The organism is uncultured Campylobacter sp. (assembly GCF_938045405.1).
Classification (GTDB): Bacteria; Campylobacterota; Campylobacteria; order Campylobacterales; family Campylobacteraceae; genus Campylobacter_B.
This window is the reverse complement of sequence record NZ_CALIMW010000057.1, coordinates 59,152-85,920: the sequence shown is the minus strand read 5'-3', so window position 1 is coordinate 85,920 and position 26,769 is coordinate 59,152. Positions and strand designations below refer to the sequence as shown.

The window sequence follows — 26,769 nt, the reverse complement described above, 5'->3', positions numbered from 1 at the left end:
GAAAATGCTGCCCATAAAGCGCAATGCCAGCACGCCCTTGCGGCTCTTGCGCCCTCGCGGCTTTTTGTCCGTTCGCAGCTCTTGCGCGGGCTTAAAGGCTTCAAATTTAAAGGCGAATTTTAATTTCAGCTGCTGCTCGCGCTTTTTGACGAATTTTAGAGCAAAGATCGCGAGTATCGGCGAGGTTATTTTGGGTCGCGTCATGCGGCAGCGCAGATATTTTTAGCTGCACCGCGCGCGCCGCGTCGGAATTTTGTAGATTAGAGTCTAAATTTAAAGCAGTGGATATAAAGGAAGGAATTTTAACTTCAGCTCTAGCAGGCAATGCCCTGCAACTCAATACCCACTTTCGTCGCTTTCTCCTTGCGAGTTAAAATTTATCTTATTCTTTTGATTCTTTAAATTTTGGTATTGATTGAAAAGTATGTCCGTCTCATGTTTATCATAGTATAAATTTTTATTATAAAATATCGTTTCATAATCGAGATTGCTCCCCTTGTCGTATATTGAAATGAAAGAAAATATATATTCTCTATTGCAATCCATATTTTCATCAATTATCTTTTTATAGTTATAGCAAAACGGGTATATGCTCTTTTTTTGTTGATAAACTACATCCCTAAATATAGAGTTTAAAAGCCACCTATAACATCTGTTTTCTGGAGTAATTATGTCAAATTTTTTAGTTTTTGTTTCGTACATAATTGGTAATTGTATGTCATTTTTACTTATAAATACAAAATCAGTAAATAGGTCGAATGAGTGGTTGGCGCCATCTCCAAACCTCATATATATAAAATTATCTATAAAATTTCCATCTTCGTCAATCAAATGCTTTTGCTCCCAAGGATAAAATAGCCGTAGTTTTAAAACCTCGTCGTTTTCTATAATCTCTTCGGCGTTTTTTATAGGCTTGCCGTCTTTGCAAATTTTAGAGCCCAGATCCATTAGATAATCAAAATTTAGCCTTTTATCCAGCTTCCAAAATTCGCATCTATCGTCTGGATATTTATCGCCGTTGCACCATGAAAATCTTACTCTCTCATAGCCGTTTTTGTCTAAGTGAATATCCGCCATCTTGCCGAAATCTATTTGCGGATAATTATCTAAGTAATGAAGCTTTTTTAGGTAATCTTTTAAATTTAGCTCTACGATCTCTCTTTGCGTCAGGGTTTTATCGCGAAAATCAAGCGCTTCTAAGGTCGCTGAAATTCTATACGTAGGCAGCAAGGCGATAAATATGCAAACGCAAATCAGAAAAACTATGATATAAAGGTACTTCAGGCGCAAGCTTACCCCTTCGGATAGATTGCGCTATATTATCTAATGCAAGCTTGGCGAGCTCATAATCCGCAGCACGCTTGCGATAAAGCGGCTTGCTGCAAAAATTCTAAACTCGTTTGCGCGATTAAATTTAGCTGTAAAATTTTAAATTTTAAAATTTGCATTTGGTAGTAAAATTTGAAATTTTAAAATTTGCGGCGGCGGTTTAGACCCGCACCTTGCCGCCGTATTTGATCTGGCTCGGGTCTTTTTCGTCCAGCTCGCGCATTATCTGCTCACCGTTGTCGGAGTTTGCCGCGGCGATGTCTGCGTCCAGATCGGAGTATGAGTAGATCATCATAGCCTCGCTTACGCCCTTTATAGCCTCTATCGCGCGAAATGCGGCGATCTCGTCATCGAAGCTCTCCGCGCTAATCGTGGCGACCGCCTTGCCGTTCTCGCACGCTATGAACTCGCAGCCGCCGATGCTTTGCAGCTCCTTTCGAAACGCCGCTACGTCGGTATTTGCGCCCAGATAGATCACGACGCTTGAAATATTCATTTTAACTCCCAAAAGTAGATATATCTATTGTACCCCGAGCCCACGAGATACTCTCCTGCGAAAAGCAGATAGTTGATGATGTCGTTATCCAGCTCGATGCTGCGGACGATCTCGCCTGCTTTATCGATCACGCGCACGCCGTTACTAACGGTAAAAGCGCCTAACTCGGGGCTTAGCGCCACGGCAAAAACTGCAAAATGCGCGTTATAAAATTTAGCGAAATCGCCGTTTTCGTAGTAGCACGATCTCTCTTTGTCGTTCGAGCCGCTCATCATACGATCGCCAAGCAGCGCCACGGAGTAGATCCCGTCCTTGTGCAGGGACTTTTGACTCATAAGCTTTTTCGCTTTCGCGTCGAAATAAAACACGATGCCGCCTTCGCACGAGATTAGTAGCGTTCCGCTGGAGCGGTCGTAGGCGCTGCCGCCCAAAGAGGCGATGGTGAGCTTTTGCTCGAAGCTTACCTTGCCGCTAGACAGGTCGAAGTATAAAATTTCGCTACCAAGACCTAGTAAAATCACGGTGTCGTCATCGTAGAAATAGACATTTTTGATCCCCGTCATCGGTAGCTTGTAGTGCGTAATCTTGCCGCCTGCAAACACGCCCAGCATCTTTTCAAACGCGTCGCCGTTATACAAAAATGCGTACTTCTCGCCTAGTTTATCGACGTCGAATATGGTAGCGCCCATCGGCTCGTCTAGGTAATTTTTGGACGAGGGCAGGGCGAAAATTAGCGTCTTGGAGATTGCGTCCGCCACGGAATTTGAGATGGAATTTTGAGCGGAATTTAATGCCGTAGAATTTTCGGCAGAATTTTGCTTTATGGAATTTGCCGCTGCGGAATTTACGCTCGCTTTTGCATTGAAATTCTGCGCCGCATCGGAATTTGTGCTTGCGACGGAATTTTGATCTGCAAAATTTTGACCGGTTGCAGAATTTTGCGCGGAATTCTCCGCAGAGCTAATGGTAATTTTATAAAGCTTGCCGTTGTCAAGCCCTGCGTAAATTTCGCCGTCTAGATTTTTTAGCACCGCGACATTTGCGTCAAGCTCTAGTATGAAGCTAGCGTGTTTGATCTTTGCAGGCGCATCTATGCCCACAGCGCCACTAGGTGCCGCGACGCCGCTACCGGCATAGATGAAGCAGGCGCAAAGTAGCAGCGGTGGTAAAAATTTCATCGCGCGCTCCTACTCAACCTCGGCACCTTGATTTAGCGTATCTATGAGATTAGAAGTGGAATTTGCGTCGTTAAACCTACTAAAATCGGCTTTGAAATTATTTTTAACTAGCGGATTGGTTTGGGCTTGCGGTACGTGGCATTGCGTGCAGTTGAAGCGCTGCTCGGCTAGCGTGCCATTTAGATCCGCGCCTGTGCGAAAGTCCACCAAGTGGCTTTTTGGAATCGGCGTAGAGCCTACATCCTTAGCGACATCGGGCATATGGCAGGTTACGCACATATTGTTATCCTTTGTGATCGGTACAAGCCCTTCTAAGCTGTGCGGTATAAGAGGTGGAGCGTTTTCGAAGCTGCGCTCGATTTTCGAAGCGGCGCCCGGAGCATCCTCGCTATATTTGAAATCGGGCAGGGAATTTTTATTTTGCGCCGATTCGTCCACGCTTTTTATAAAGCCCAAGCTGTCGGCATCTATAGAAGCTGTCTTGTCCGCGGCAAACAGCGCCGCACAGCACGCAAGAGCCAAGCCTAAAACCATTTTTTTCATTTTTTCACTCCTAATATACTAAAATTTAATGCATCGTCGTCGCATACGTCGATGCAGCGTCCGCAGCTGATACACTCGCTGCTAACGCGCCCGTTTTCGCGCCCGACCATCTTAAGTACCTGCACTTCGGGGCAGACCATTTTGCATTTGCCGCACATCGTGCATTTATCAACCTCGTGGCGAATGCGAATGACGCTAAAATAGCTAAGCACAGCCCAAAATCCGCCGAGCGGGCATAACCGCGAGCAGATAGTACGATCGCCTGCAAAAATTTCAAAAACCACGATCAGTAGTGCGATTGCAAACGCACTAGCACTCAGCGATATGACGGCGCGCGCGAAAAGCGAGATAAAGCTTACGCTCTCAAACGCCGCAAAGCCGAAAGCTCCGCTGCAAACAAGCGCTAGCACCGCTAGGACGTAGCGAGCTTTGCGATTTACGTTTAAAATTTTGGTGTGCACGCCAAATTTTTTACGAAGCCATGCGGCAAGATCGGTCAGTAAATTTATCGGGCAGACCCACGAGCAATATAATCGCGGCGCTATAAGCGCATAAAATGCTCCTACGATAAGCGCTCCGATAACCGCCGTAGCGCCCAAAGAAAAGCTAGCTAGAAGCATCTGCGCCGTCGCAAACGGATCGCTTAGATTAATCGTGCCGAAAAGTTTCGACGAGCTTAGATTGCCCTTTAGAATTCCTGATAAAATTCCGTTTTCGCTCGCGGCCTTGAAGGCGAAATTATTTCCTAAAATAAAAAGGACTAGAATAGAGATTTGGCTCAAACGCCTTAAAATAGTGTATTTCATTGTCTAGCCCCCTCCATTAGATCGTCCTCATTTAAGTAGTCCCTGCTTTTTTGCGGATCGAGCTTGATTTTGGTGTCTGCGTCCTTTAGCTTCGCGTCGTCGCCCTTGATCCAGCCTTTGACATAGTTATCGCTGGAAATTCCTATGACGCGCTCGCGCTCCACGACGCTGATAGCCGCCTTTTTCGTGACGCAGGCATGCTCGCATTTGCCGCAACCCGTGCAGTAGTCGCTATCTACGACGGGCACGAGCAGGGCGTGCTTTTCGGTGCGGTTGTTGTGGCGGTAATCGATCCTGAGTGCCTTATCCATCACGGGGCAGCTTCGCACGCACGCGTCACATTGGATACCGGCATAAGCGATGCAATGCTCGGTATCTATGACCGCAACGCCCATTTTCGATAGACGCACGTTAAGCTTGGAGTCTTCACTTACCAGGCTTTTATCTAGTGCGTCGCTAGGACAGGCTGCGACGCAAGGTATGTCGTCGCACATATAGCACGGAATTTCGCGCGGGATAAAAAACGGCGTGCCGTTTGCAATAGCGTGATCGCAAAAGCTCGCAAGCTTAAGTGTATCAAATGGGCACGCCTCGACACAAAGTCCGCACCTTAGGCATTTGCTAAGAAATTCTTTCTCGCTTATAGCTCCGGGCGGGCGGAGTCTGGCGTGCTCGCCGGAGTTTGCGACTCCGAGCCCCAGAACGCCTACGCCAGCAGCTAAAGAAAGAATACCTAAGACCTCACGCCTATCCATAATTTACGCCTTGTAAATTTTAACCGCGCATTTTTTGTAGTCGGTCTCTTTTGAAAGCGGGCAGGTATGATCGAGCGTGACGCGGTTGATATAAACCTTCTCGTCAAAAAACGGCACGAAAATAAGCCCTTTCGGCGGAATGTTACGTCCGTGAAAATCCACGCGAGCTTTGACTTTGCCGCGGCGTGACTCGATCCAGACGATTTCGTTTTGTTGTACGCCGATTTTGGCGCCGTCGGCTTCGTTCATATAGCATCTTGCCTCAGGCACCGCGCGATAAAGCTCCGGCACACGCATAGTCATAGTGCCCGTATGCCAGTGCTCCAGTACGCGACCCGTACATAACCAGAAAGGATACTCCTCGCTTGGCACTTCCACAGGATCCATGTATGGACGGAAGAAAATTTTAGCTTTATTTGCAAGGCTTGTTTTCTCTTCGCCAGAAGTAGCGGATTTCAGATCGCCGCTAGGAAGCGCTGCCTTTGCATTACCGTAGAAGGCAAAGTCGCTATCCGGAGCCGCTTTTTTGGCATAAGGATCGTATTGGGCGTTAAAGCGCCAAAGTGTTTCTTTGCCGTCTACGACCGGCCATCTAAGACCGCGCACTCGGTGATATGTATCGAAATCGGCTAGGTCGTGTCCGTGACCGGTGCCGAATTTTCGGTATTCTTCCCAGAGATATTTTTGGATGAAAGAACCATATCCTTTAAATTCTTTGCCGTCGCTGCCGATTACGCTACGAGAGTCGCCGTTTACTTCGGAGTTATCGAAGCTTGCCATAATTGGATCTTTTGCAGCGAAAGCCTGAGCGTCTTTGTTTGCAAAGAGCACTTCAAATAGTGTAGTCTCTGGCGTATAGCCGAATTCTGAAATTTTATCTAATACGTTTGGAAGCGTAAGCTTATCATTTACTTTAACCTCGCCCCAGAAATCCTTGAGCTTGAAGCGCTTGGAAAACTCTAGCATCTGCCACGTATCGCTCATCGCATCACCCACAGGAAGGACCTGCTGCCTCCACCACTGAGTTCTGCGCTCGGCATTGCCGTAAGCGCCCCATTTTTCGTAGATCATCGCGGTTGGTAGGATTAGATCAGCTACCTTTGCGCTTAGTCCCGGATATGGCTCGCTTACTACGATGAAGTTGTCCATCTCGCGCGCCGCGGCGATCCAGTGGTTTGCGTTGGCGATCTGCTGCCACGGATTATTGACCTGCACCCATATCCATTTTATCTTGCCGTCTTCGAGATTGCGCAGAGCCTGCACGTAGTGCGCACCCGGTTTTGGATTTATCGTACCCTCGGGAAGCTTCCAAATTTTTTCGGAAACCTTTCTGTGTGCCGGATTTGCCACGACCATATCGGCAGGTAGGCGGTGAGAAAACGTGCCCACCTCTCTAGCCGTGCCGCAAGCGCTAGGCTGACCGGTAAGCGAAAACGCTCCACAGCCGGGCTTAGCTTGCTTGCCAAGAAGGAAATGTACCATGTAACTTTGCTCATTGACCCAAGTTCCTCTTGAGTGCTGATTAAAGCCCATCGTCCAAAAGCTTACTACTTTGCGGTCCTTTTCGATGTAATAATCTGCCAGCTGCTTTAGCTTGGTCTTAAACGCCTCTAAATCCTCACTTTCGTCACCCTTGGCCAAAGGCGCTACAAATTCTAACGTGTAAGGTTCTAGCGCTTTTTTAAATTCTTCGAAGCTTATGAGCCAGTGAGCATCTGATTTGTCAGAGTGTTTGTTTTCGAGTACGTCGCCCTCTTTCATACCCAGATATGCTAAGGTAACGCCCTCGGATTTGCTTAGAATTTTAGATTTTTGCTTGGCCGCGGTGTCAAGCTCGGTTTTGCGGTATTTTTTATGATTTATATCTTCTCGCAAGCCGTAGCCGATATCCACAGGGCCTGTAGCGAACACACAGTGCTCTTTAATAAATTTCTCATCTATCATATCTGGGTGGTTGTAGACGATCTCCCTTGCTATGTAGTTCCATATCGCAAGATCGGTATTTGGACGGAATATAATTTCAATATCGGCGATGTTTGAAGTGCGGCTAGAGTATGTCGAGAGATTTATAACTTTTACGCGGTCCGGGTTGCGAAGCTTGTGGTCGGAGACGCGAGACCAAAGGATAGGGTGCATCTCAGCCATATTCGCGCCCCAAGCGATGATGGTATCGGTTAGCTCGATATCGTCGAAAACACCCGCAGGCTCGTCGATACCGAAAGTTTGCATAAAACCTACGACGGCGCTGGCCATGCACTGGCGAGCATTAGGATCGAGATTATTGGAGCGAAAGCCCGCCTTTACTAGCTTTGCTGCGGCGTAACCTTCCGGGATCGTGTATTGACCGCTACCAAGTACGGCAAAGCCCTCGGGACCGCCTTCGTTATAGGCTCGCCTAAAATGCTTCTCCATTTCGTCGAACGCTCGTTGCCAGCTGATCTCGATAAATTTTCCCTTTTTATCGAATTCGCCCTTGGAATTTACGCGCAAAAGAGGCTTGGTAATGCGATCGGCGCCGTACATGATCTTGGCGTTGAAATAGCCTTTGATGCAGTTTAGACCGCGATTTACGGGCGCTAACGGATCGCCTTTGACCGCTACGATCTTGCCGTCTTTGGTGGCTACCATAATGCCGCAGCCGGTGCCGCAGAAGCGACAGGCCGCCTTGTCCCAGCGCCAGCCTTTTTCGGCTTCGTCCGCAGCACTAAGACTGCTAGGCAAGCTGATGCCCGCAACGCTACAGGCAGCCGCTGCTGCAGAGCTTTTTATAAAGTCTCGTCTATCCATGAGATTAACCTTTCGTTTAGAATGTAAATTTCTATTAATGTTTTGGATAATAGCATAAAAAAACGGCTTAGTCTAGATTAAAATCAAGGTTTTTTCTACATAGATTTCAGATATAAGATAATAATTTTATAAATTTTAAATTTAGTGGCTTAAATTTTATCAGGACAGCGAGTTTTTGATAAATTTTAATATAGATTTTCATTTAATTAAATTAATATATTATACCGATAAATTAGCATTAAAATTTCATAAAAATTTAATCGTGCTTTGAAATAAAACGGAGCGTAATAGAATTTCAAAATTCTATTAAAATTATAAAAGTTAGCTTAAAAAGCGTCTTTTGCGATAAGCGATAAATTTTACGCTAAAACGCCGCCATTATCGAGGTAAAAGCGTAAAATTTAACTATTCAATTTAATATGCGATATTTGCATATTGCTTAAATTTTGCTTAAAAAAATTCACTAATTTAAAAATTCTTTTATAATCTAGAAAGTATAATAGCCGTGCAAACCAAAATTCTTGAAAGGAATATTATGCAGTCCAGAGAAAAGATTGTCAAAACGACTTGTCCTTACTGCGGCACCGGCTGTGGTATCGATCTTATCGTAAAAGACGGCAGGATCGTAAACGCGCGCCCTACGCAGGCTCACCATGTAAATGACGGCGAGCTATGCTTAAAAGGGATGTTCGGCTGGGAGTTTGTAAACTCCCCAAAACGCCTTGCCAAACCTATGATCCGTAAAAAAAACGGAGTATTTGATAGAAGCGGTAAGCTTGAGGAGGTAAGCTTTGAAGAGGCTTATGATTTTGTAGCGTCTAAATTTAAAGAGACCGTCGCTAAATATGGCCCAAGCTCAATAATGGGCTTTAGCTCGGCGCGCTCAAATAACGAAGACAACTACGTTTTTCAGAAATTTTTCCGAGCTCAGGGCAGCAATAACGTCGATCACTGCGCCCGTCTTTGACACGCTCCTACAGTGGCAGGTCTTGCCAACACGCTAGGAAACGGAACGATGACGAACGATTTGGTAGAATTCGCTACCGATACGGACGTATTTTTACTCATCGGCACCAACACGAGCGAGTGTCACCCGATCATCGCTATGCAGATGCAGCGAGGATTGCAGCGCGGCGCCAAGATGATCGTCGTAGATCCGAAGCGCACAGATATGGCGAAAAAAGCCGATATCTATTTGCAAATTCCGGTGGGCGCGAACATTAAGACGCTAAATACCATTATGAATGTTATCATTGCTGAAAATCTACAAGATGACGAGTTTATCAAAAACTACGCTCACGGCTACGAGTATCTAAAAGAAGCGGTTAAGGACTTTACGCCTGAGCGATTTGAGCGCGAGACGGGCGTGAAAAAAGAGCTCGTAATCGAAGCTGCTAGAATGTATGCTAAAGCAGGCGCAGCGGCGATCTGCTACACGATGGGTATCACACAGTTTAGCGACGGCACCTCAAACGTCTTTTCGCTTTCAAATTTAGCTATTTTGACGGGGAATTTAGGCAAACGAGGCGCAGGCGTAAATCCTTTGCGCGGTCAAAACAACGTCCAGGGCGCATGCGATATGGGCGCGCTACCTAACGTCATCCCGGCAGGCGCGGTAAATTCCGCTTACGCTCAGGAGCAGGCGCGCAGAGTATGGCACTTCGAGCTAAATCCGACTCCAGGCTTTAAGCTTACGATTGCTCCCGATAAGATGGATAGCGGCGAGCTGAAGCTGCTCTACGTTTACGGCGAAAACCCTGTAATGAGCGATCCTTGGACGGAGCACTTCGTGCATGCAACGCACCATTTGGATTGCTTTATCGTGCAGGATCTTTTCTTTACCGAGAGCGCACAGAAGGCCGACGTCGTACTACCTGCTGCCGGCTGGGGCGAGAAGGATGGCACCTTTTTAAACACTTCCCGTCGTGTCCAGCGCACGCGCAAGGCAAGCGAGCCGGCCCCTGGCGTAGAGCCTGATTGGAAGGTAGTTTGCAATATCGCGCAAAGAATGGGACTTGAAGGGTTTGATTTTTTAAGCGCGGAAGAAATTTGGAACGAAGTGCGTGCATTAATGCCTAAATTTTTCGGCGGTATTAGCTACTATAGGCTAGATAAGCTAGGCGGCATAAGCTGGCCATGTCCTGATGAAGATCATCCGGGCACACCGGTTCTTTACGCAGATCATAAATCGATGCTGCCTGATGGTAAATTTAGAATGGTGCCGGTGCTTTACGTGGATGATAAAGAGGAGCGCGCTAAAGCGGAGGCGGATTTTAGAGCCAAGATGAAAATCCCGGATGATTATCCGGTGGGAAGCGGCGCGCTTAGCGAGATTCCGGATGAAATTTATCCGTGCTTATTTACGACTGGGCGCAAGGTTTATCACTACCACACCGGTACAATGACTAGGGAGTGTCGCGCGCTAGAGTACGGTGCGGGTGCAGAAGGCGCGCTCATCGAGGTAAGCCCTGACATCGCACGCGAACGCGAGCTTACCGAAGGCTGCTACGCGCTCGTTAAAAATAAGCGCGGTCAGATCGCTGCGAAGCTTCGTATAAATCCTGATCTGAAAGAGGGCACGATCTTTACGACCTTCCATTACAGCGAGGCCGACGGCAACGAGCTCGTGCATGCGGGCGATCTGGATCCGCTATCGGGCATCCCGCCGCTAAAGATGACGATCGCAAATATCAGAAAGCTTAGCGAGAGCGAGTTTATCGAGTTCAGAAGACAAAACGAGATGTCGATGCACTCCGAGAAACCTTATCTATCGCCGGTGCATAGGTAGTTTGGGCGGCAAGCTCCGCCCGCTTTACATAGATGAAATTTCATCGCGGCTGCACGTAGCGGCAAAATTTGATGAAATTTTATCTCTGCGGGCGCTTCATGGCCGCTTGCGCGCATGGTGCGAGCGGCTCGTGGAATTTTCCACGCGATTTTTTAAATTCAAAAATGCGAGCAATTTAAATTTGCGCACGCTGCTTCAGTACTACGGCTTTACTTCGGCGAATTAAGGCTATTTAAGCAAAATTTCACTACGATACGGGCGAAATTAAAATAAGGAAGGTCTATGGAGCCGATTTATAGGGCGGAGATAGTTAAATTTAAAGGCGATGAAAGAAGGATCGTAAGCGATACATTGGTGCGAGAGATCAAGCTTGAAATTTTACTAAACGGCAAGCGTTTCGGCGCGCTGATGGCGACTCCGAGCGATTTAAAGGCGCTCGCGGTAGGATATTTGCTGAGCGAAAATTTGATCTCGGATCCAAGCCGTATAAAAAGCATAGAGCTCGCGCCGGACGGGCTTAGCGTGAATGTTTGCGGCGAGATAAACGAAAAGCGGCTAAATAGCTTCGATGCCGAAAAGGTCATCATCAGCGGCTGCGGGCGCAGCTCCACCGCAAATATCGATCCTGCAGCGATGGCGGCGCGCAAAGTCCGCTCAGACGCTAAATTTCATAAGAGTGAAATTTTAAATTTGATGAGCGAGTTTTACACGCAGTGCGAGCTTTACGAGATGACGGGCTGTGTGCACACCGCAAAGCTCTTTACCGCGGGCGGCGAGTATTTTATCGGCGAGGATATCGCCCAGCACAATACCATCGATAAATCGGTCGGCAAGGCGGTTTTGGCGGGGTGCGATACGCAGGGCTCGCTTCTTTTGGTAAGCGGCAGGCTAAGCTCCGAAATGGTCGCCAAAGCCGTGATGAGCGGCATTAGCGCGCTTGTTTCGCGCACGGCTCCTACGAGCCTCGGCGTCGTGATCGCGCGTAAATTTGATCTTACCCTTTGCGGCTTCGCGCGCGGCGAAAATTTAAACGTCTATAGCGGCGAAGAGAGAATTTTGAGTTAAGAGGGCGGCATGGAGATAGATATCAAGATAGACGATAAAAAAGCAAGCGAGATCAAAAGGCTGATTTTAAATTTACTAAATCCAAGCGGCAAGCTTGATTGCGGCGCGGCGTTTAAGATCGCCGCTAAATTAGGCGTGGACGCGGGCGTAGTAGGAGATCTTGCGGCACGCGAAGGGATACGGATAGATCGCTGTGAACTCGGACAGTTCGGCAAGCTGCAATGTAGCGGAGGCAGCATAAAGGCGCTGAAAAAGCTAAATCCGTTTTTGGATGACAAAAGGCGGATTTTTTGCCGCGACGCCCGCGCCGTAGCTAGCGGCGGAGTTGGGTTCGATACAGTGCGCTCTACGCTTAAGGAGCACGCCATAGACGTGAAATATTGTCAGCTGGGCTGCTTTAAGGAGAAGAAAGGCAAAAGAATGAGGGTAAAAACAAAAACTTGGATCGAAAATGCGCAGGGCGAGCTCATTTTCGGCAAGGGCAAAACCGAAGTGCTAGATGTGATCGCTCAGACGGGCTCTATCTCTAAAGCCGCCGAGGTTTTGGGGATGAACTATAAAAAGTGCTGGAGCCATCTGCAAATTTTACAAAAAAATCTGCAAGAGGAGCTCTTTAGCACTAAGCAAGGCGGCGGCAATGCCGCAGGCACGACGCTAAATGCACGTGCCTATGAGCTGATCGCCGCGTATAAGCAGCTGCAAAGCGATATAGAAAACTACGCAAACGAGCGCTTTAAGGAGCTTTTTTTGAAAAAAGAGGGCGAAAAAGACGCAAGTAAAGCCGCAGATAAAAACCATTAAATTTAAAGGAGAAAACGATGTTTGTAAAGCTAAACGAACGAACCTATCTAAACAAAGACAGGATCACGCGCATCAAGGTAGATAGCGTCCAAGACGGTATCAGAATTCGCTTCTACGAGGGGCAGTTTCAAGTCGCCAAAAGCGGCAGATTTGAAAGCGAAGAAAAAGCGATGGAGTGGTTGCAGAAAAATTTTATCGGCAAATAGGCGCGAAGCGCGCTTTATGACCGCGCGAGCAGCTTGCGAACAGATCCGCAAAATAGCGACTCTTTGTGATACGGCAGCGGCTCGCCGCTTATTAGCACTACGATAATTTTTGGTGACCTGTGCTTTTAAGAAAAGCCTACGCAAAGACGTTGCGGTAAATTTACGGCGAACGAGCTTCGTATATAGGGCCTAGCGTAGCGTGCAAATAGGGATACGATTACGCAAATATGGTCTATGACGACATTCGTTCGCCAAATTTACTCGAAAGATTTCATCATTCAAACCCGGCTTAACCGCATTTTTCAGCTAGCTTTGCCTATTTCGCCTATATAGTATTTATATTTTATTAAGTACTGATTGGATATAGTCGCGAGCAAAATTTTAAGGGGAAATTTTGAAAAGCTTCAAACTTCGGTTTATTTATGCCATCTGCGTGGTGGTCGTATGCGCGCTGTATCTGCTAGCCGAAAGATCGGGTCTTATGGAGCGCAAACAAACCCATTTCACCGTCACTGCCGATACAAATGTCTCAAAAGTGCCGGGTCTTAGCAAATACGTAACCCAAGAAGAGGTCGATAGCTTTGCGTTTCGCTATTGGGATATAGATTACAATTCAAACCCGAAAAACGTATTTAAAGAACCCGCCATAGACGTAGAGCTAAAAAGGCTTTTAAAAAGCAAGCAAACGGATAAAATTTTAAAATTTATGAAAGATAACAATCTATCCGTCGATCATACTATGCACGGAGGGGTAACACCCGTGATGTATTCTAGCTTTTGGGACGATACAAATACTGCCCAGGAGCTTATAAAGTTAGGTGCGGATATACATAAAAAAGACGAATACAAGCTATCCGCTATGGCTTATGCGATAGAAAATAATGCTACTAAATCGGTAAGACTGCTTTTAGACAACGGCGTTAAATTTGAAGAGGCGGAGGTCGTTAGAAATAGGCTGCTTCCGCCGAATTATAACCATATAAAATCTTTGCAAATAAGTGACGATGGAAATTTTACGTTGATTTATGATACCAACTACCCTATGATTAGTATAGGAGAGCCGAATTATTTCTTTTCATATCTTACGAATACGAATATGTATGAGATAGCGAAGATGGCATTAGAAAGCGGCTACAAGCCATATATTTGGAAATTTCAAAACTCTGCGGTAGGTCTAAGGTACGGAAACGATATCAAGAAGGTCGTGCCTGAAGGAATATTAAATGATAAAGCGGAACCGACGGACGGATTTGATATTACCGAATATGATTTTTCATTGTATGATACATTTCCGGGCACTCCAAATTACGAACCGATTTTAAAGCTGCTTATGCAGTATAACGTAGGTGGACAACCGAGTCCGGAATTTCTAAAACGAAAATATGATGATTGTCATAGAAACTATATATATAGTTTGGATAGTTATTATAAAATAAACTACGATGCAACTTATTATATACCTAAAAGTGAAATTTCGCTTATAACGACGGTATATCGCAAATATTGCAAAGATAGAAATTCTACATTTAAAGATGTTTATGAATATACGAAATTTGCAAGCGAGTTAAATGAAATGGAAGCGGTATCCATCCATATGTATACCAGAGATAAAGACGGTCGTAAGCTTGATCGGCCGTATAAAGATAATTTAAAAAAGCTAGATAAATATATAGATGAGATCTCATCCGATGAGATAAAAAATGCAATAAAAGAATCTTATGAAAACTAGATATTAAGGAGAATGAAATGACAGAAGAAGAGTTAAATCAACATACTCAAAGTTAGCTTTTTGATATAAAGTCAACCCACAAGCTCGGGCTTAAATTTAAACTAGCCCGAGCCCAGGCTACAATTTTATCTTCTTAACTTCCAGCTCGCCGCCAAAAAAGTTCGCATAGTAAAGCAGGTCTTTTTCGACCTCAAGCCCCGCCAGATAACGCAGAGCGAGGTTTGCCTCAAAGCTTGCCGCAAACATCACGATCGCAGCCGTTATGCCCGCAGGCGTCGCGTTTAGGCTCGGGAAAAATTTAAAATCCGCATTCTGCACGAAGCAGACTTGGCACTGCCAGCTGTCCACCGACGCAAACACCCACGGCACGCCTATTTGCTTAGCAAACGCATCGATCTGCGCGCGCGTGGCGAGATTATCGGTCGCATCTAAAATCAGATCAAATTTCTCGCCCGAGCCTATCGCGCTAGCGAAAAATTCCTCCGCGCGGCTCTTGTGTACTTCCACGCTCACGCCGTCGTAGCGGCTTTCCGTGCGGCTTTTAAAAACGTCCGCTTTAAATTTACCCTCGTCTGCGAGCGTGAATAAAATTTGCCTGTGGATGTTGTGAAGCGCCACCGTGTCGAAATCCACGACGCTGATTCGCCCGATACCGCTTGCGCCGAGCGCGTAAGAAAGGCTGCTTCCAAGCCCGCCCGCGCCGATGATCAGGATGCGCTTATCCGCAAGCGCGCGCTGCGTCTGCTCGCCCCAAAGCTGGATCTGTCTGTGAAAGTAGTTCATAAAAGCCCCCTGCTGACTAGATTTTTGCGGAATTTCCACAGCCCGCGCGCCGCAGCGATCTCGTCCGCGTCCACTTCGCACATCAGCACGCCCTCTTCGTTTTTCAGCTCGTTTGCGATCTCGCCGCCGGGGGTTACGACGAAGCTCTCGCCGTAAAATTTAAACTCGCTCTCGCCGAATTTCGCCTCGCCGATGCGGTTGGCGCGGATGACGTAGAGCGAGTTCGTAAACGCGCGTATCTTCAAAAGCTCGCGCCAGCGCCCGCCGCTTTCGAAGGTCGAAGCGCACGGCACGAGCACGCAGCCGACGTTTTTCTGCATAAAATAGCGCCAAAATACGTCAAAATGCGCCTCGTAGCCGAAACACACGCCGAATTTCACGCCGCCCTCGCTAAAGATCATCGGCGAAATTTTACCGATTTTGCGGCTTTTGCGGTTGGCGAAAAAGCCCTCCTCGTTCCAGTGCGGATAGTCCATCAGGATATTTTGATCGTAAAATTTCACCTCCGAGGGCGAAAATTTCGCGCAGGATTTCACCCAGATAGGCTCGTTTTCGCTCGCGCAAAAGATCTCCTCTTCGCTCGCATCTTTTTGGCTTTCGGCTTTTAAATTTGAAGCGTTCGAGTTACTTGGGATCGAAGCGCTTAAATTTAAACCGTCTGCGGAATTTGCGGCTTTGAAATTTAAAGCGTGCGCGCCGCAGGAATTTAAGCCGCCTTTGCAATTCTGCTTGCTTGCGGAATTTAAAGCGCCTTTAGAATTTGAACCATCGTTGGAATTTAAATCGCTCTTGGAATTTAGCTCGCCCTTGGAACCAGGCTCGCCTTTAAGGCTTAAAGAATTTTCGCCGCCGCAGCGCGCGCTTTTTTGAGCCGCGCCGCCGAAAATGCCCGCCTGCCTCAAAATCGCGCCGCTAGCGGCTCTGATTATCGGCGCTACGATATGCAGGTCGTATTTGGCAGCCAGCCGCGCCATCAGCTCCTGCTTGTGCTCGCTCTGTTCGCACGCGATGGAGCGGGGCATCTTTTTAAGCTCGCTAAAGAAGGAATTTAGCTCATATTCGCCCAGCAGCACGATCCGCGCGCCGTTGTCTTTGGCGACCTTCATATAGTAATCGATCCGATTTTCGCTCATCGAAAGCGTCGGTAGTTGCAAAACGCATACGTTTATCATCGTCGCCTCCTAAGCCTGCTCGGGTGCGTTTATTTCGGCAACCTCGAGCTTGGCGTTTTCTAAAATTTCCTTCGCCTCCTTTAGCAGCGCGACGCCCTGCTTATACAGCTTCACGCTCTCCTCTAGGCTCAGATCCTTGTCGTTTAGGCTCTTTAAAAGCGCGTTAATCTTCTCCATTTTTTCTTCAAAACTCATCCAAAATCCTTTTTATGATGTAATCAAATTTTTCTATCTCGACCAAAAACGCGTCGTGTCCGTAGTCGCTGTCGATCTGCGCGTAGCTCGCGCGATCCTTTTTCCCTAGATCGCTCATCGTGTCGTAAATTTCTTTCATTAGCTCCGGCGGAAAGAGCACGTCGCCTTTGAAAGAGATGAGGTGCAGGCGTGATCTGATCTGCGCGCAGGCGTTTTTGAGATTGCCGTAGTGGCGCGTGCAATCAAATATATTCATCATCTTGGCGATGTAAAGATAGCACAGAGGATCGAACCTGCGCGCGAAATTTTCGCCGTTGTATTCAAGGTAGCGATCCACCTGAAAGCGCCCGTTGATCTCGTAAAGACCGTCGGTTTCGACGTAGTTGCGCCCGAATTTATCCTGCATCGAGCTTGGGCTCAAAAAACTTATATGCCCCGCCATGCGCCCCACCGCCATGCCGTCAAGTCCGTGCTCGGCGATCAGATTTTTATCGTAGTTGCCGCCTTTGAAATTTGGATCGCGCAAGATGGCCTCGGTCGCGATCTTATTAAACGCGATCGCCCAAGGCTGCGTAGCGTATGTGCTTGCGAGCACGAAAATTTCATCCGCAAATTCCGGATATTCGATCGCGTAGCACAGCGCCTGCATGCCGCCCAGACTGCCGCCGATAACGGCGCGGGCGCGCGAAATACCTAGGCGCTTTAAAAGCATCATCTGCGCGCGCACGACGTCCGAGACGACCACTACCGGAAAGCGCAAGCGGTACTCGCGGCCGCTGCTTTCATCGACATCAAGCGGGCATGTCGAGCCGAACGGCGAAGCTAAAATGTTTATGCAGATGACGAAAAATTTCGTCGTATCGACCGCTTTATGATCGCCGATGAGCCCGTCCCACCAGCCGGGCTTAACGTCGCCCTCGTAAAGTCCCGCGGCGTGCGCGGAGCCCGTTAAGGCGTGGCAGATGACGATGACGTTTGATTTATCGGAATTTAGCTCGCCGTAGGTTTCATAGGCGAGCTTGAAGTTGGAAAAGACGCGGCCGCTCTCCAGATAGAGCGGCTCGTCGAAATTTTGAATTTTGCTTTGAAGGATCACTGATTTACTCGGTAATTCGGCGCTTCCTGCGTGATGATGACGTCGTGGACGTGGCTTTCTTTAAGACCTGCGCTCGTGATCTCGACGAATTCCGCCTTTTGCTGAAAGGTCGCGATATCCTTGCTGCCGCAGTATCCCATCGAGCTTCGCAAGCCGCCTAGCAGCTGAAAGATCACGTCTTTTAGCATGCCCGCGTAAGGTACGCGCCCCTCGACGCCCTCGGGCACGAGCTTTTCTTTTGCGGTGCCGTCTTGAAAGTAGCGATCCGAGCTTCCCTTTTGCATCGCTGCCAAAGAGCCCATGCCGCGGTAGGTTTTGTACTGGCGGCCCTGAAACGTAATGAGCTCGCCCGGGGTCTCGTAGCAGCCTGCAAGCAGGCTTCCCATCATCACCGAGCTTGCGCCCGCGGCTAGAGCTTTGGCGATGTCGCCCGAGTATTTGATACCGCCGTCTGCGATGATCGGAATTCCAAATTTAGCCGCCTCGATCGCGCAATCGTTGATCGCGGTGAATTGCGGCACGCCCACGCCAGCTACGATGCGGGTAGTGCAGATCGAGCCCGGTCCGATACCTACTTTAATCGCGTCGGCTCCCGCGTTTGCGATATCTTTTATGCTGGCGGGGTTTGCGACGTTTCCGACTACTACGTCCACGTCAAAATTTCGCTTCAGCTCCTTAAGCGTGTCGATAATACCTTTGGAGTGTCCGTGCGCGGAGTCCATCACAAGTGCATCTACGCCCGCTTTGACGAGAGCTTCGGCTCTTTGCAGATGGCCTACGCTGATCGCTGCGGCGACGCGAAGGCGGCCAAATTTGTCTTTATTGGCGCTTGGATATTCAATACGCTTTTTAAGGTCTTTAATCGTAATAAGCCCCTCTAAGTGGCCGTTTGCGTCGATTATCGGAAGCTTTTCTACCTTATTGTTTCTAAAAATTTTCTCCGCATCATCAAGCGTGCAGCCCTTTGGAGCGGTAATTAGCGGAGCTTTGGTCATCTTCTCGCCTACAAGCGCGGCGGTGTCGGTTTCAAAGCGCAAGTCGCGATTGGTCAAAATTCCAATCAGCACGCCGTTATCGTCGATAACGGGAATGCCGCTGATATGGTACTCGCTCATAAGATCGAGAGCGTCTTTGATCGTGGCGTCCGCCTTGATCGAGATAGGATCGATGATGACGCCGCTTTCGCTCTTTTTTACGCGGCGAACCATCTTGGCTTGGGAGTCCTCGTCCATATTTTTATGGATCACGCCGATGCCGCCGAGGCGCGCCATCATTATCGCGGTGCGGTACTCGGTGACCGTATCCATCGCAGCACTCACAAGAGGGGTATTTAGCGTGATATTTTTCGTAAAACTCGTGCTGATATCGACCTCTTTGGGTAAAATTTCAGAGTATTGCGGTACCAACAAAACATCCTCGAAGGTCAGAGCCTTTTTGACGATCTTCATACTTATCCTTTCACGATTTTTTCTAAACTCAAGCCGCCGTCCAGCACCGTTTGTTCGTCGTAGGCGCGCCCGATGAGCTGCGCGCTGATATTAAGAGCCTCTTTGTTTTTCGCTACCGGCACGGAGATTGCGGGAAGCCCCGCTAAATTTACGCCGATCGTGTAGATGTCGCTAAGATACGCACGCAGCGGATCGCTAAGCTCGCCGAATTTATACGCCACGCCCGGCGCGATCGGCATAAAGATCAAATCGGCGTCTTTTAAAATTTCCTCATATTCGCTTTTGATGAAAGCCCTTGCTTTCTGTGCTTTGATGTAATACGCGTCGTAATAGCCGCTGCTTAGCACGAAGGTGCCTAGAAGCATACGGCGCTTGACCTCGTCGCCGAAGCCCTCGCCGCGGGTGTTGGCGTAGAGCTCTTTTAAATTTAGAGCCTTTGCGCGGTTTCCGTAGCGCACGCCGTCGTAGCGGCTTAAATTTGCGCTAGCCTCGGCGGTTGCGATGATGTAGTAGGTCGCGATGTCGTATTTGGAGCTGCAAAGATCGCGGTAAACGATCTCATGCCCGAATGATTTTAGCTTTTCTATAGCCGAATTTAGAGCCTCTTTGACCTGCTGCGAGGCCTCGTCCACGTAGTTTTTTATAACGGCGATCTTAAGCTTGCGATCCGCGTTTAGCTTATCCGCGGTGCTTTCGTAGGCGCCCGCGTAGCTCGTGCTATCCATCTCGTCGCGCCCTGCGATGATGTCGTATAAGATCGCCGCGTCCTCGACGCTGCGCGTAATCGGTCCTATCTGATCGAGGCTGCTAGAATACGCCGCAAGCCCGTAGCGGCTTACCCTGCCGTAGCTCGGCTTAAAGCCTACGCAGCCGCAAAATGCCGCCGGCTGGCGGATCGAGCCGCCCGTATCGCTTCCGAGTGCGGCTACGGCGATATTTGCCGCTACGGCAGCCGCGCTTCCGCCGCTACTGCCGCCGGGTACACGCGAGTGATCGGTCGGATTGAGAGTTTTGCCGTAGAATGAGCTCTCGGTCGTGCTTCCCATCGCAAACTCATCCATATTCGTTCGCCCAAACGGCGCCAGGCCGCGCTCGCGTAGCTTTTTGATCACCGTCGCATCGTATGGCGCAACGTAGCCTTGCAAAATTTTACTCGCCGAGGTGACGCTCCAATCTTTTACTTGGATATTATCTTTGATCGCGATCGGCACGCCCTGGCCGCTGATATTTAGAGCCTCGCCCGTGAGCTGCTCTACGTAGGCGCCGAGCTCTTTGGTTTTTAAAATTTTATCCTTTAGCTCCGCTCTAAGCGCCGAAATTTCATCCGCGCTCAGCTTTAGAGCCTCTTTCAAACTTATCATCTGCCATCCTTAAATTTATTCACGAAATAGATCCCCACGCCCGTCGCTACGCAGATCAGCGCGATCGTAAAAAATACGAAGCTGAGACTTATGGGGCTAGCGAGCATGCATGACCTTCGCGCAGCGCGGGCAGAGCTCATACGGCTCTTTTGCGTTAAATTTCCAGCATCTAGGGCATTTGTGTTTAGAGGATTTTACGAGGCGGAAAATTTCATCGTTTATCTTAAACTCCGCTAGAGCCTCCTCGCTTTGCAGAGTGTCCACGTCGCTTACCATGAACCAATCCGCCACGCCTAGGATGTCGTTTGATAAAATTTCGTTCGAGCTCGTCTGCAAAACCAGCTCAAGCGTCGACTTGATAATCTTGTCCTTTTTCAGCGCGTCAATGAGTTCGAAAAATTTCTCCCTCGATTTGATTAAAATTTCGTCGAATTCTAGAAAATCGTCAAATTCTACCTGCTTGTAGATTAGATCGAAAGCGTCCTGCTTGCCCTCTTTAATGATTTGCGGCGCAAATTCCATTACTTCGTCAATCGTGTAGGTTAGCGTAGGCGCGATCAGAGGTAGCAGCGCTCGCGTAATCAGAGCGATCGCACTTTGCGCGCTTCTGCGGCGCGGCTCGTCGGGTGCGTCGCAGTAGAGCCTGTCTTTGCAGATATCAAGATAGATGCCGCTCAAATCGGCGCTTAAGAAATTTAGTAAGGCGTTGAAGCCCTTTGAAAAATCGTAGTTTCTAAACGCCGCTTCCGCGCCCGCAAAGGCGTTTGCCGCGCGCGTTAGGATCCAGCGATCAAGCCGCGTAAAATTACTCGTCTCGATCTCATTTAAATCGCTGGTGCTTGCGAGTAGAAATCTTATAGTATTTCGGATCTTGCGGTACTGCTCGCTTACCTGCTTTAGGATATTGTCGCTGATCTTTAGATCGGTCGAATAATCGCTCATCGCGACCCAAAGGCGTAAAATTTCCACGCCGTGGCTCTTTGCGACCTCTTGCGGATAGACGACGTTTCCGACGGACTTGCTCATCTTCTGGCCCTTCTCATCGACGGTAAATCCGTGCGTGAGTATGCTTTTGTACGGCGCGCATTCGTTGATTGCGCAGCTTAGAAGCAGAGAGCTTTGAAACCAGCCGCGGTGTTGGTCGCTGCCCTCAAGATACATATCCGCAGGGAATTTGCCCGCATCGTAGGCGCCGCTTTGTAGCACCGCTTTCCACGTAGAGCCGCTATCGAACCAAACGTCTAAGATATCCATCACCTTTTCTAAATTTTCAGGCTTATAGCCGCTATCTTGCGGCAAGAGCTCCGAAATTTCCATCTGCCACCAAGCATCCGCGCCTTTGGCTTTAAAAATTTCGTAGATATTATTTAAAATTTTCTCATCAAAGATCGGCTCTTTGGTGCTTTTGTCGCGGAAAAACGCGATCGGCACGCCCCAATCTCTCTGGCGCGAGATGCACCAATCGGGGCGGTTTTCTATCATTGAGCTTAGGCGGTTGATGCCGCTTTGCGGATAAAATTTAACCTTTTCGATCTCTTCAAGTGCTACTTGGCGCAGCGTCTTGCCGCTGAGTTTGGGCTCATCCATCGCGATAAACCACTGCTTCGTCGCGCGGTAGATCACCGGCTTGTGCGTGCGCCAGCAGTGCGGATAGGAGTGGACGAATTTGCCGGATTTGATAAGTGCGGGGCCTAGAAGCTCTAAAATTTTCTCGTTTGCTTTGAAAATATGCATCCCCACGAGCTCATCTACGACGTCTGCGCGGAAGAGTTTTTTGGTTTTAAGCGTCTCGTCGAAACAGCCGCCCTCATCCACGGGCATAATCACCTCGATGCCGTATTTAAGCCCTACGAAATAATCGTCCTCGCCGTGCCCCGGAGCCGTATGCACGAGCCCGGTGCCGCCGTCCATCAGGACGTGCTCGCCGAGGATAAATTTCGAAGCTCTATCGTTTAGTGGATTGATCGCGTTTAAGCCCTCAAGCTCGGCGGCTTTAAATTCTTTTACTATCTCGCCCTTCGTGATGCCCAGTCTTACGAGGCTTTCGACCAAAGGTTTTGCAAAGATTAAATTTTCGCTCGTCAGCGCGTAAATTTCATTCGGGTTCAAAGATATCGCGCCGTTTGCAGGCAGCGTCCAAGGCGTGGTCGTCCAGATGACCGCTTTGGCGCCTTTCGCGCCGATTTTAGCGTTCGCTTCATCGCTTAGATCGAACGCCACGAAGATCGAGTAGTCCTCTTTGTCTTTGTACTCGACCTCGGCTTCTGCGAGCGCGCTTTTTGCCGCCCAGCTCCAAAACACGGGCTTACTTCGCTCGATTAAAATTCCTTTTTTCGCGATCTGGCAGAGCGCTTTGTAAATTTCAGCCTCAAACTCAAATTTTAGCGTCAGATACGGATCGTCCCAGTCGCCCAAAATCCCCATATCTTTAAATTCATTGCGCTGCACGTCGATGAACTCTTTGGCGTGCTGTCTGCAAAGCTCGCGGATCTGCACTTTTGAAAGCGATTTTTTCCGCTCGCCTAGCTTGATCTCTACTTGCTGCTCGATCGGCAGGCCGTGGCAGTCCCAGCCCGGCACGTAGCGGATATCCTCGCCGAAAAAATAATGGGTTTTGGTGATGATGTCTTTTAAAATTTTATTCAGCGCGTGGCCGATGTGGAGGTGTCCGTTGGCATACGGCGGGCCGTCGTGGATATTGAAGCTGACGCTTGCGCCCTTGCGCCTAGCTTTCATCTTTTCGTAAATTTTACGCTCGTCATACCATGCCTTAAACCGCGCAGGTTCGTTTTGCGGTAGCGCGCCTCGCATCGCAAAGTCCGTCGTAGGAAGAAAGAGAGTATCTTTGTAGTCCATATTTGTACCTTTTCGTGTCTTAAAAAATTTGTGAAGTTTATCCAAAACGCCATTAAAAAGCTCTGAAAGAGCAGTCTGCGTTTATGCTATAATGTGCGAAAATTTAATGAGGGTCTTTATGAAAAATATCATCCTTGTAATCGGCGAGGAGATCCGCTACGACGCGGCTTTGATGAGCTATATATCTCGCAGCTACGAACGAGTTTTTGGGCGGATCGACGATTTGAAATTCTTAAGCGAAAACGATAAGGTTTTGCCCTTCGCACTTGAAAAGATGATCGATTCGTACGATTTTATCACGATCTTTGCGGCAAACTCCGCCTACGCGGTCGTCGGTAAAATTTTATCGACGCTCTCTTTCGATTCGCTTGAGCTGAAAAATGGAGAAACCCTAGCGCCCTCGATGGCGCGCACGGTGGCGAAAAACAGCTTCCTGCTAAACGTCAGAGGCTGCTCGGTAAACGTGATCAAGGCTCTTTGCTTGCAGAGCCTGCCGCCGATCCTTCAAGACGCGCCGAGCGCGGGCGAGAGCTTTTATCTTTTTGACTGCGAATACGAAAGTGTAAAGCAGCGCCTAGAAAGCCTTGCGATTAGCTATAAAATTTCGCTTACGATCAGCAGACCCGGCTCCTTTTTGCTACTCGTGCGCGCCAGTGCGATGAAATTCGGAGCGCTGGACGCGTTTTTGCAAAGCGTCGGCAAGTATTATGAGAGCTGCTACATCGAAGGCGGCGATTTTATGGGCTTTGTGGTGGATAGACTGCGCGAGATAGGCGCTAAAATAACCTTCGCCGAAAGCTGCACCGCAGGGCTTATCGCCGCAAAATTCGGCGCGGTCGCGGGCGTGAGCGACGTTTTTGACGGCTCGCTCGTAAGCTACGCCAACGAGATAAAAAATCTCTGGCTAAACGTAGGCGAAGATACGCTCGCGCGCTACGGCGCGGTCAGCGCACAAACCGTGGGCGAGATGCTGGAGGGCGCGCTACAAAGCAGCGGGGCAAGCTTCGCTCTTGCAGTAAGCGGTATCGCAGGCCCCGGCGGCGGAAGCGCGCAAAAGCCCGTAGGGACGGTCTTTATCGGCGCGAAGGAGCAGGGCGGCAAACAGATCGTCGGGGAATTTCATCTAAAAGGCGATCGAAACTATATCCGCGAACAAAGCGCCGATATCGCTATCTGCTTGCTTTTGAAGCTTAGAAGCGATCTGTTTTTCGGGCGGCTTCCGAGCGCGCCTGCGAGAGATGAAATTTAAAGGAGCGGATTTTGAAAAGACGAATTTTGAAAGGGTGCGGACGGGATTTGGCGCAGAATTTTATCAGAGCTAGCGGCGAGCCGGGCTCTGGACGGTCGCGAAATTTCGATTCGGCGGATGGCGGGCGAAATTTTACTTCGGCATACGTTAGGCAGAATTTTATAAAGATCGGCAGCGGGCGAAATTTTATCTCGGCGCAGGGCGGATTAAATTTTATCTCAGCGGGTCGCGCTAGAAATTTTAGTTTTATAAACGCGGCGCGAAATTTTACTTTGGCGTTAGCCGCGATATGTATTTTAAGCGGCTGCGACGGCGGATCAGACGCGCAAAATCGCGAACAAAGCGCACGATCGGAACAGAATTTTAGCGCGAGTAATCAAGGGCGAAATTTTAATAAAAGCACGGATAGCTCGGGGCGAAATTCCGTTCAAAGCTCCACACAAAATTCTATGCAAGGCTCCACGCAAAATTCCGTGCCGCAGGGCTTTGAGAGCAAGCAAAAATCCGATCTAAATTCCACGATAGACGAGCTTGCAAACGATGCTAAAGTTTTGGGCGAGGCCTTGCAAAATTTGCAGAAAAAGGCGCCCGAAGCGCTGAACGATTTCGCCGCTCGCAACGCCGATAGGACCAAGGATCTGCTAAAGCAGGGCGAGGCGGCGGCGCGCGAGGCGGGCAAAAACCTTGATCAGATGGGCGAAAGCCTGCAAGGTATCATCAAGGACGCTAATGAAAGCCTAGGCAAGGTCTTGGAGGGCTTTGGCGTGCAGCCCAGACAGGAGCTGCGCGGCGGGCGCTCGCAGGAGCGCGATGATAATTCAGATCCTGAAGAGGCGGCTGGTAGGCAAAGCTTTAGAATTTAAATTACGCTAAATTCTACTCAAAATTTTTTGTTGCAACTACCATCCGCAGGAAAGCGGCAAGTCTTCGCAGGAGCGTAACGAGCCTGCACGAAAGCGTGACGGACACTCATAAGAGCGCGATGAGCACCCGCAGCCCGACGACGGAACCGATGGCAAGATTATATAGTTTAAAGCACGGCTAGATTTCATCTAAATTTTATTTGTTGTGGCGAATGCTCGCAGAGAAACGATGCTAAATTTTATTAAAATTTCCCCTGCGCGGCGGCTTCGTTAAAATTTTACTCGCGCGAGCTTCCGCAATGGAATATGAATATTTGCAAAGAAGTGATAAACCTCCGTAAAACGCGACGAGTGCCCCAAGGGCGAGCATTTCTAAAATAAAGCGCGAGTAATGGATGAAGTTTGAAATTCAAAGCTCGCGCTCTTTGAAGCCGCTGTCAAAGATAAGCGGGTGGCGGCTGGTAAAGCTTTAGAATTTAAGGCTGCTTGCGATAAAACGAGAAAAATTTTACGAAGTAGGGCTATAATGCGCCCCGCAATTTCAAATTTAAAGGATAGAAATGAAAACTCTCATTATTTTGGCTCATCCAAATATCGCAAACTCGCTCGTAAACCGCCACTGGAGGGATGCTGTGCTAGCCCATCCTGATAAGTTCGAGCTTCATGATCTTTACGCGCTTTATGCGGATTTTAAAATCGATGTGGAAAAGGAGCAAAAACTGCTCGAAAGCCACGATAAAATCGTGCTTCAGTTTCCGTTTCGTTTTTCAAACTGCACGCCGCTTCTTAAGCAGTGGTTTGAGGATGTTTTTACGCGCGGCTGGGCTTATGGCGGAGAGGATGGCGGCAAACTTAAGGGCAAAAAATTCGCGCTTGCGATCTCACTTGGCGCGACCGAGGCAAACTACTCTAAAAACGGCATTGTGGGCTTTAGCGTAGATGAGGTGCTAGCGCCATTTAAGGCTACGTTTAATTTCGTCGGCGCGATTGCGCTACCAAATTTCGTCTCATACGGCTTTACTTACGATAAAAGCGAGCAAGCCGTAGAAAATAGCGCGAAAAATTATATAAAGTATTTAAATAAGCTTTAAATTCTTTGTTTTTCTAGCCGCCCGCCGCGCGTAAAGCTTTAAAATTTTACGTAAGTGGCGTGGCGGATTTTTTAAAATTTTCGCTCAAAAAGCTCAAATTTAATCCTAAAATTTTTAAATTTTACCCCAAAATTCCGCTCACGCTTCGTATGTGATCTTAAATGAAATTCCA

General features: G+C 48.4%; 24 protein-coding genes. 9 read left to right on the top strand and 15 right to left on the bottom strand.

Annotated elements, in window-relative coordinates; genetic code table 11:
* From Q0140_RS02050 to napA, 8 genes are all read right to left on the bottom strand, one after another.
* Window positions 1–204 (bottom strand): hypothetical protein (locus Q0140_RS02050; RefSeq protein ID WP_297961202.1); only part of this gene is annotated, 204 nt, incomplete at its 3' end.
* Between the two features lie 132 nt (window positions 205–336).
* Entirely contained in the window at window positions 337–1,290 is a 954-nt protein-coding gene (locus Q0140_RS02045; protein WP_297961199.1) for a hypothetical protein, read from the bottom strand.
* Window positions 1,291–1,489: 199 nt separating this feature from the next.
* Window positions 1,490–1,825 (bottom strand): chaperone NapD, encoded by a 336-nt coding sequence (locus Q0140_RS02040; protein WP_297961196.1) that lies wholly within the window; start codon window positions 1,823–1,825, stop codon window positions 1,490–1,492.
* Complete coding sequence (locus Q0140_RS02035) at window positions 1,822–3,003, bottom strand: hypothetical protein (RefSeq protein WP_297961193.1); 1,182 nt, start codon at window positions 3,001–3,003, stop codon at window positions 1,822–1,824. Before Q0140_RS02035 ends, Q0140_RS02040 begins: the two co-directional genes overlap by 4 nt.
* 9 nt (window positions 3,004–3,012) lie before the next feature.
* Window positions 3,013–3,546, bottom strand: coding sequence for a nitrate reductase cytochrome c-type subunit (locus tag Q0140_RS02030; RefSeq protein WP_297961190.1), 534 nt, complete (start codon window positions 3,544–3,546; stop codon window positions 3,013–3,015).
* Window positions 3,543–4,352, bottom strand: a complete 810-nt coding sequence (napH, locus tag Q0140_RS02025) for a quinol dehydrogenase ferredoxin subunit NapH (RefSeq protein ID WP_297961188.1) — start codon at window positions 4,350–4,352, stop codon at window positions 3,543–3,545. The genes Q0140_RS02030 and napH overlap by 4 nt, the downstream gene beginning before the upstream one ends.
* Window positions 4,349–5,107, bottom strand: coding sequence for a ferredoxin-type protein NapG (gene napG / locus Q0140_RS02020; protein ID WP_297961185.1), 759 nt, complete (start codon window positions 5,105–5,107; stop codon window positions 4,349–4,351). Before napG ends, napH begins: the two co-directional genes overlap by 4 nt.
* A 3-nt stretch (window positions 5,108–5,110) precedes the next feature.
* Window positions 5,111–7,894, bottom strand: coding sequence for a nitrate reductase catalytic subunit NapA (napA, locus tag Q0140_RS02015; RefSeq protein ID WP_297961182.1), 2,784 nt, complete (start codon window positions 7,892–7,894; stop codon window positions 5,111–5,113).
* Window positions 7,895–8,429: 535 nt separating this feature from the next.
* Here napA and Q0140_RS02010 point away from each other — a divergent pair.
* From Q0140_RS02010 to Q0140_RS01985, 6 genes are all read left to right on the top strand, one after another.
* Window positions 8,430–10,682 carry a molybdopterin-dependent oxidoreductase gene (locus Q0140_RS02010; RefSeq protein ID WP_297961179.1) on the top strand — a complete coding sequence of 751 codons (2,253 nt, stop codon included), beginning with the start codon at window positions 8,430–8,432 and terminating at the stop codon, window positions 10,680–10,682.
* Between the two features lies 1 nt (window position 10,683).
* Complete coding sequence (locus Q0140_RS02005) at window positions 10,684–10,908, top strand: hypothetical protein (protein WP_297961176.1); 225 nt, start codon at window positions 10,684–10,686, stop codon at window positions 10,906–10,908.
* 56 nt (window positions 10,909–10,964) lie between these two features.
* A complete protein-coding gene (fdhD, locus tag Q0140_RS02000) occupies window positions 10,965–11,747 on the top strand; it encodes a formate dehydrogenase accessory sulfurtransferase FdhD (protein ID WP_297961173.1) in 783 nt (260 codons plus the stop codon).
* Between the two features lie 9 nt (window positions 11,748–11,756).
* Window positions 11,757–12,548, top strand: coding sequence for a LysR family transcriptional regulator (locus tag Q0140_RS01995; RefSeq protein WP_297961170.1), 792 nt, complete (start codon window positions 11,757–11,759; stop codon window positions 12,546–12,548).
* Window positions 12,549–12,565: 17 nt separating this feature from the next.
* Window positions 12,566–12,754: a sodium-dependent tyrosine transporter gene (locus Q0140_RS01990; protein WP_177388229.1), complete on the top strand. Its 189-nt coding sequence runs from the start codon at window positions 12,566–12,568 to the stop codon at window positions 12,752–12,754.
* A 394-nt stretch (window positions 12,755–13,148) separates the two neighbouring features.
* A complete protein-coding gene (locus Q0140_RS01985) occupies window positions 13,149–14,483 on the top strand; it encodes an ankyrin repeat domain-containing protein (protein ID WP_297961168.1) in 1,335 nt (444 codons plus the stop codon).
* A gap of 117 nt (window positions 14,484–14,600) precedes the next feature.
* Here the strand turns inward: Q0140_RS01985 and Q0140_RS01980 are convergent, their stop codons facing one another.
* The 7 genes from Q0140_RS01980 to ileS form a co-directional block, all read right to left on the bottom strand.
* Window positions 14,601–15,266, bottom strand: coding sequence for a ThiF family adenylyltransferase (locus Q0140_RS01980; RefSeq protein ID WP_297961165.1), 666 nt, complete (start codon window positions 15,264–15,266; stop codon window positions 14,601–14,603).
* Window positions 15,263–16,438 carry a carbon-nitrogen hydrolase family protein gene (locus Q0140_RS01975; RefSeq protein WP_297961163.1) on the bottom strand — a complete coding sequence of 392 codons (1,176 nt, stop codon included), beginning with the start codon at window positions 16,436–16,438 and terminating at the stop codon, window positions 15,263–15,265. The genes Q0140_RS01980 and Q0140_RS01975 overlap by 4 nt, the downstream gene beginning before the upstream one ends.
* A 9-nt stretch (window positions 16,439–16,447) precedes the next feature.
* A complete protein-coding gene (gene xseB, locus Q0140_RS01970) occupies window positions 16,448–16,633 on the bottom strand; it encodes an exodeoxyribonuclease VII small subunit (protein ID WP_005872361.1) in 186 nt (61 codons plus the stop codon).
* Entirely contained in the window at window positions 16,623–17,729 is a 1,107-nt protein-coding gene (locus Q0140_RS01965) for a homoserine O-acetyltransferase (RefSeq protein WP_297961160.1), read from the bottom strand. Before Q0140_RS01965 ends, xseB begins: the two co-directional genes overlap by 11 nt.
* Window positions 17,726–19,177 (bottom strand): IMP dehydrogenase, encoded by a 1,452-nt coding sequence (gene guaB, locus Q0140_RS01960; RefSeq protein ID WP_297950290.1) that lies wholly within the window; start codon window positions 19,175–19,177, stop codon window positions 17,726–17,728. Before guaB ends, Q0140_RS01965 begins: the two co-directional genes overlap by 4 nt.
* A 2-nt stretch (window positions 19,178–19,179) precedes the next feature.
* Window positions 19,180–20,538 carry an Asp-tRNA(Asn)/Glu-tRNA(Gln) amidotransferase subunit GatA gene (gene gatA, locus Q0140_RS01955; protein WP_297961156.1) on the bottom strand — a complete coding sequence of 453 codons (1,359 nt, stop codon included), beginning with the start codon at window positions 20,536–20,538 and terminating at the stop codon, window positions 19,180–19,182.
* 96 nt (window positions 20,539–20,634) lie between these two features.
* Window positions 20,635–23,394 carry an isoleucine--tRNA ligase gene (gene ileS / locus Q0140_RS01950; protein WP_297961153.1) on the bottom strand — a complete coding sequence of 920 codons (2,760 nt, stop codon included), beginning with the start codon at window positions 23,392–23,394 and terminating at the stop codon, window positions 20,635–20,637.
* A gap of 118 nt (window positions 23,395–23,512) precedes the next feature.
* Between ileS and Q0140_RS01945 the strand changes: the two genes are divergently transcribed.
* From Q0140_RS01945 to Q0140_RS01935, 3 genes are all read left to right on the top strand, one after another.
* A complete protein-coding gene (locus Q0140_RS01945; RefSeq protein WP_297961150.1) occupies window positions 23,513–24,643 on the top strand; it encodes a CinA family protein in 1,131 nt (376 codons plus the stop codon).
* Window positions 24,644–24,654: 11 nt separating this feature from the next.
* Window positions 24,655–25,506: a hypothetical protein gene (locus Q0140_RS01940; protein ID WP_297961147.1), complete on the top strand. Its 852-nt coding sequence runs from the start codon at window positions 24,655–24,657 to the stop codon at window positions 25,504–25,506.
* 560 nt (window positions 25,507–26,066) lie between these two features.
* On the top strand, window positions 26,067–26,597 hold the full coding sequence (locus tag Q0140_RS01935; protein ID WP_005872351.1) for an NAD(P)H-dependent oxidoreductase: 531 nt from the start codon (window positions 26,067–26,069) through the stop codon (window positions 26,595–26,597).
* Window positions 26,598–26,769 lie beyond the last annotated feature (172 nt).

Bases quoted from the DNA above. Each gene is read 5' to 3' on its own strand.
- Q0140_RS02035 (WP_297961193.1), bottom strand. From the start codon at position 3,003: ATGAAATTTTTACCACCGCTGCTACTTTGCGCCTGCTTCATCTATGCC.
- xseB (WP_005872361.1), bottom strand. From the start codon at position 16,633: ATGAGTTTTGAAGAAAAAATGGAGAAGATTAACGCGCTTTTAAAGAGC.
- napA (WP_297961182.1), bottom strand. From the start codon at position 7,894: ATGGATAGACGAGACTTTATAAAAAGCTCTGCAGCAGCGGCTGCCTGT.
- Q0140_RS01990 (WP_177388229.1), top strand. From the start codon at position 12,566: ATGTTTGTAAAGCTAAACGAACGAACCTATCTAAACAAAGACAGGATC.
- napG (WP_297961185.1), bottom strand. From the start codon at position 5,107: ATGGATAGGCGTGAGGTCTTAGGTATTCTTTCTTTAGCTGCTGGCGTA.
- Q0140_RS01935 (WP_005872351.1), top strand. From the start codon at position 26,067: ATGAAAACTCTCATTATTTTGGCTCATCCAAATATCGCAAACTCGCTC.
- Q0140_RS02040 (WP_297961196.1), bottom strand. From the start codon at position 1,825: ATGAATATTTCAAGCGTCGTGATCTATCTGGGCGCAAATACCGACGTA.
- ileS (WP_297961153.1), bottom strand. From the start codon at position 23,394: ATGGACTACAAAGATACTCTCTTTCTTCCTACGACGGACTTTGCGATG.
- napH (WP_297961188.1), bottom strand. From the start codon at position 4,352: ATGAAATACACTATTTTAAGGCGTTTGAGCCAAATCTCTATTCTAGTC.
- Q0140_RS01980 (WP_297961165.1), bottom strand. From the start codon at position 15,266: ATGAACTACTTTCACAGACAGATCCAGCTTTGGGGCGAGCAGACGCAG.
- guaB (WP_297950290.1), bottom strand. From the start codon at position 19,177: ATGAAGATCGTCAAAAAGGCTCTGACCTTCGAGGATGTTTTGTTGGTA.
- Q0140_RS01945 (WP_297961150.1), top strand. From the start codon at position 23,513: ATGAAAAATATCATCCTTGTAATCGGCGAGGAGATCCGCTACGACGCG.
- gatA (WP_297961156.1), bottom strand. From the start codon at position 20,538: ATGATAAGTTTGAAAGAGGCTCTAAAGCTGAGCGCGGATGAAATTTCG.
- Q0140_RS01975 (WP_297961163.1), bottom strand. From the start codon at position 16,438: ATGATAAACGTATGCGTTTTGCAACTACCGACGCTTTCGATGAGCGAA.
- fdhD (WP_297961173.1), top strand. From the start codon at position 10,965: ATGGAGCCGATTTATAGGGCGGAGATAGTTAAATTTAAAGGCGATGAA.
- Q0140_RS02030 (WP_297961190.1), bottom strand. From the start codon at position 3,546: ATGAAAAAAATGGTTTTAGGCTTGGCTCTTGCGTGCTGTGCGGCGCTG.
- Q0140_RS01995 (WP_297961170.1), top strand. From the start codon at position 11,757: ATGGAGATAGATATCAAGATAGACGATAAAAAAGCAAGCGAGATCAAA.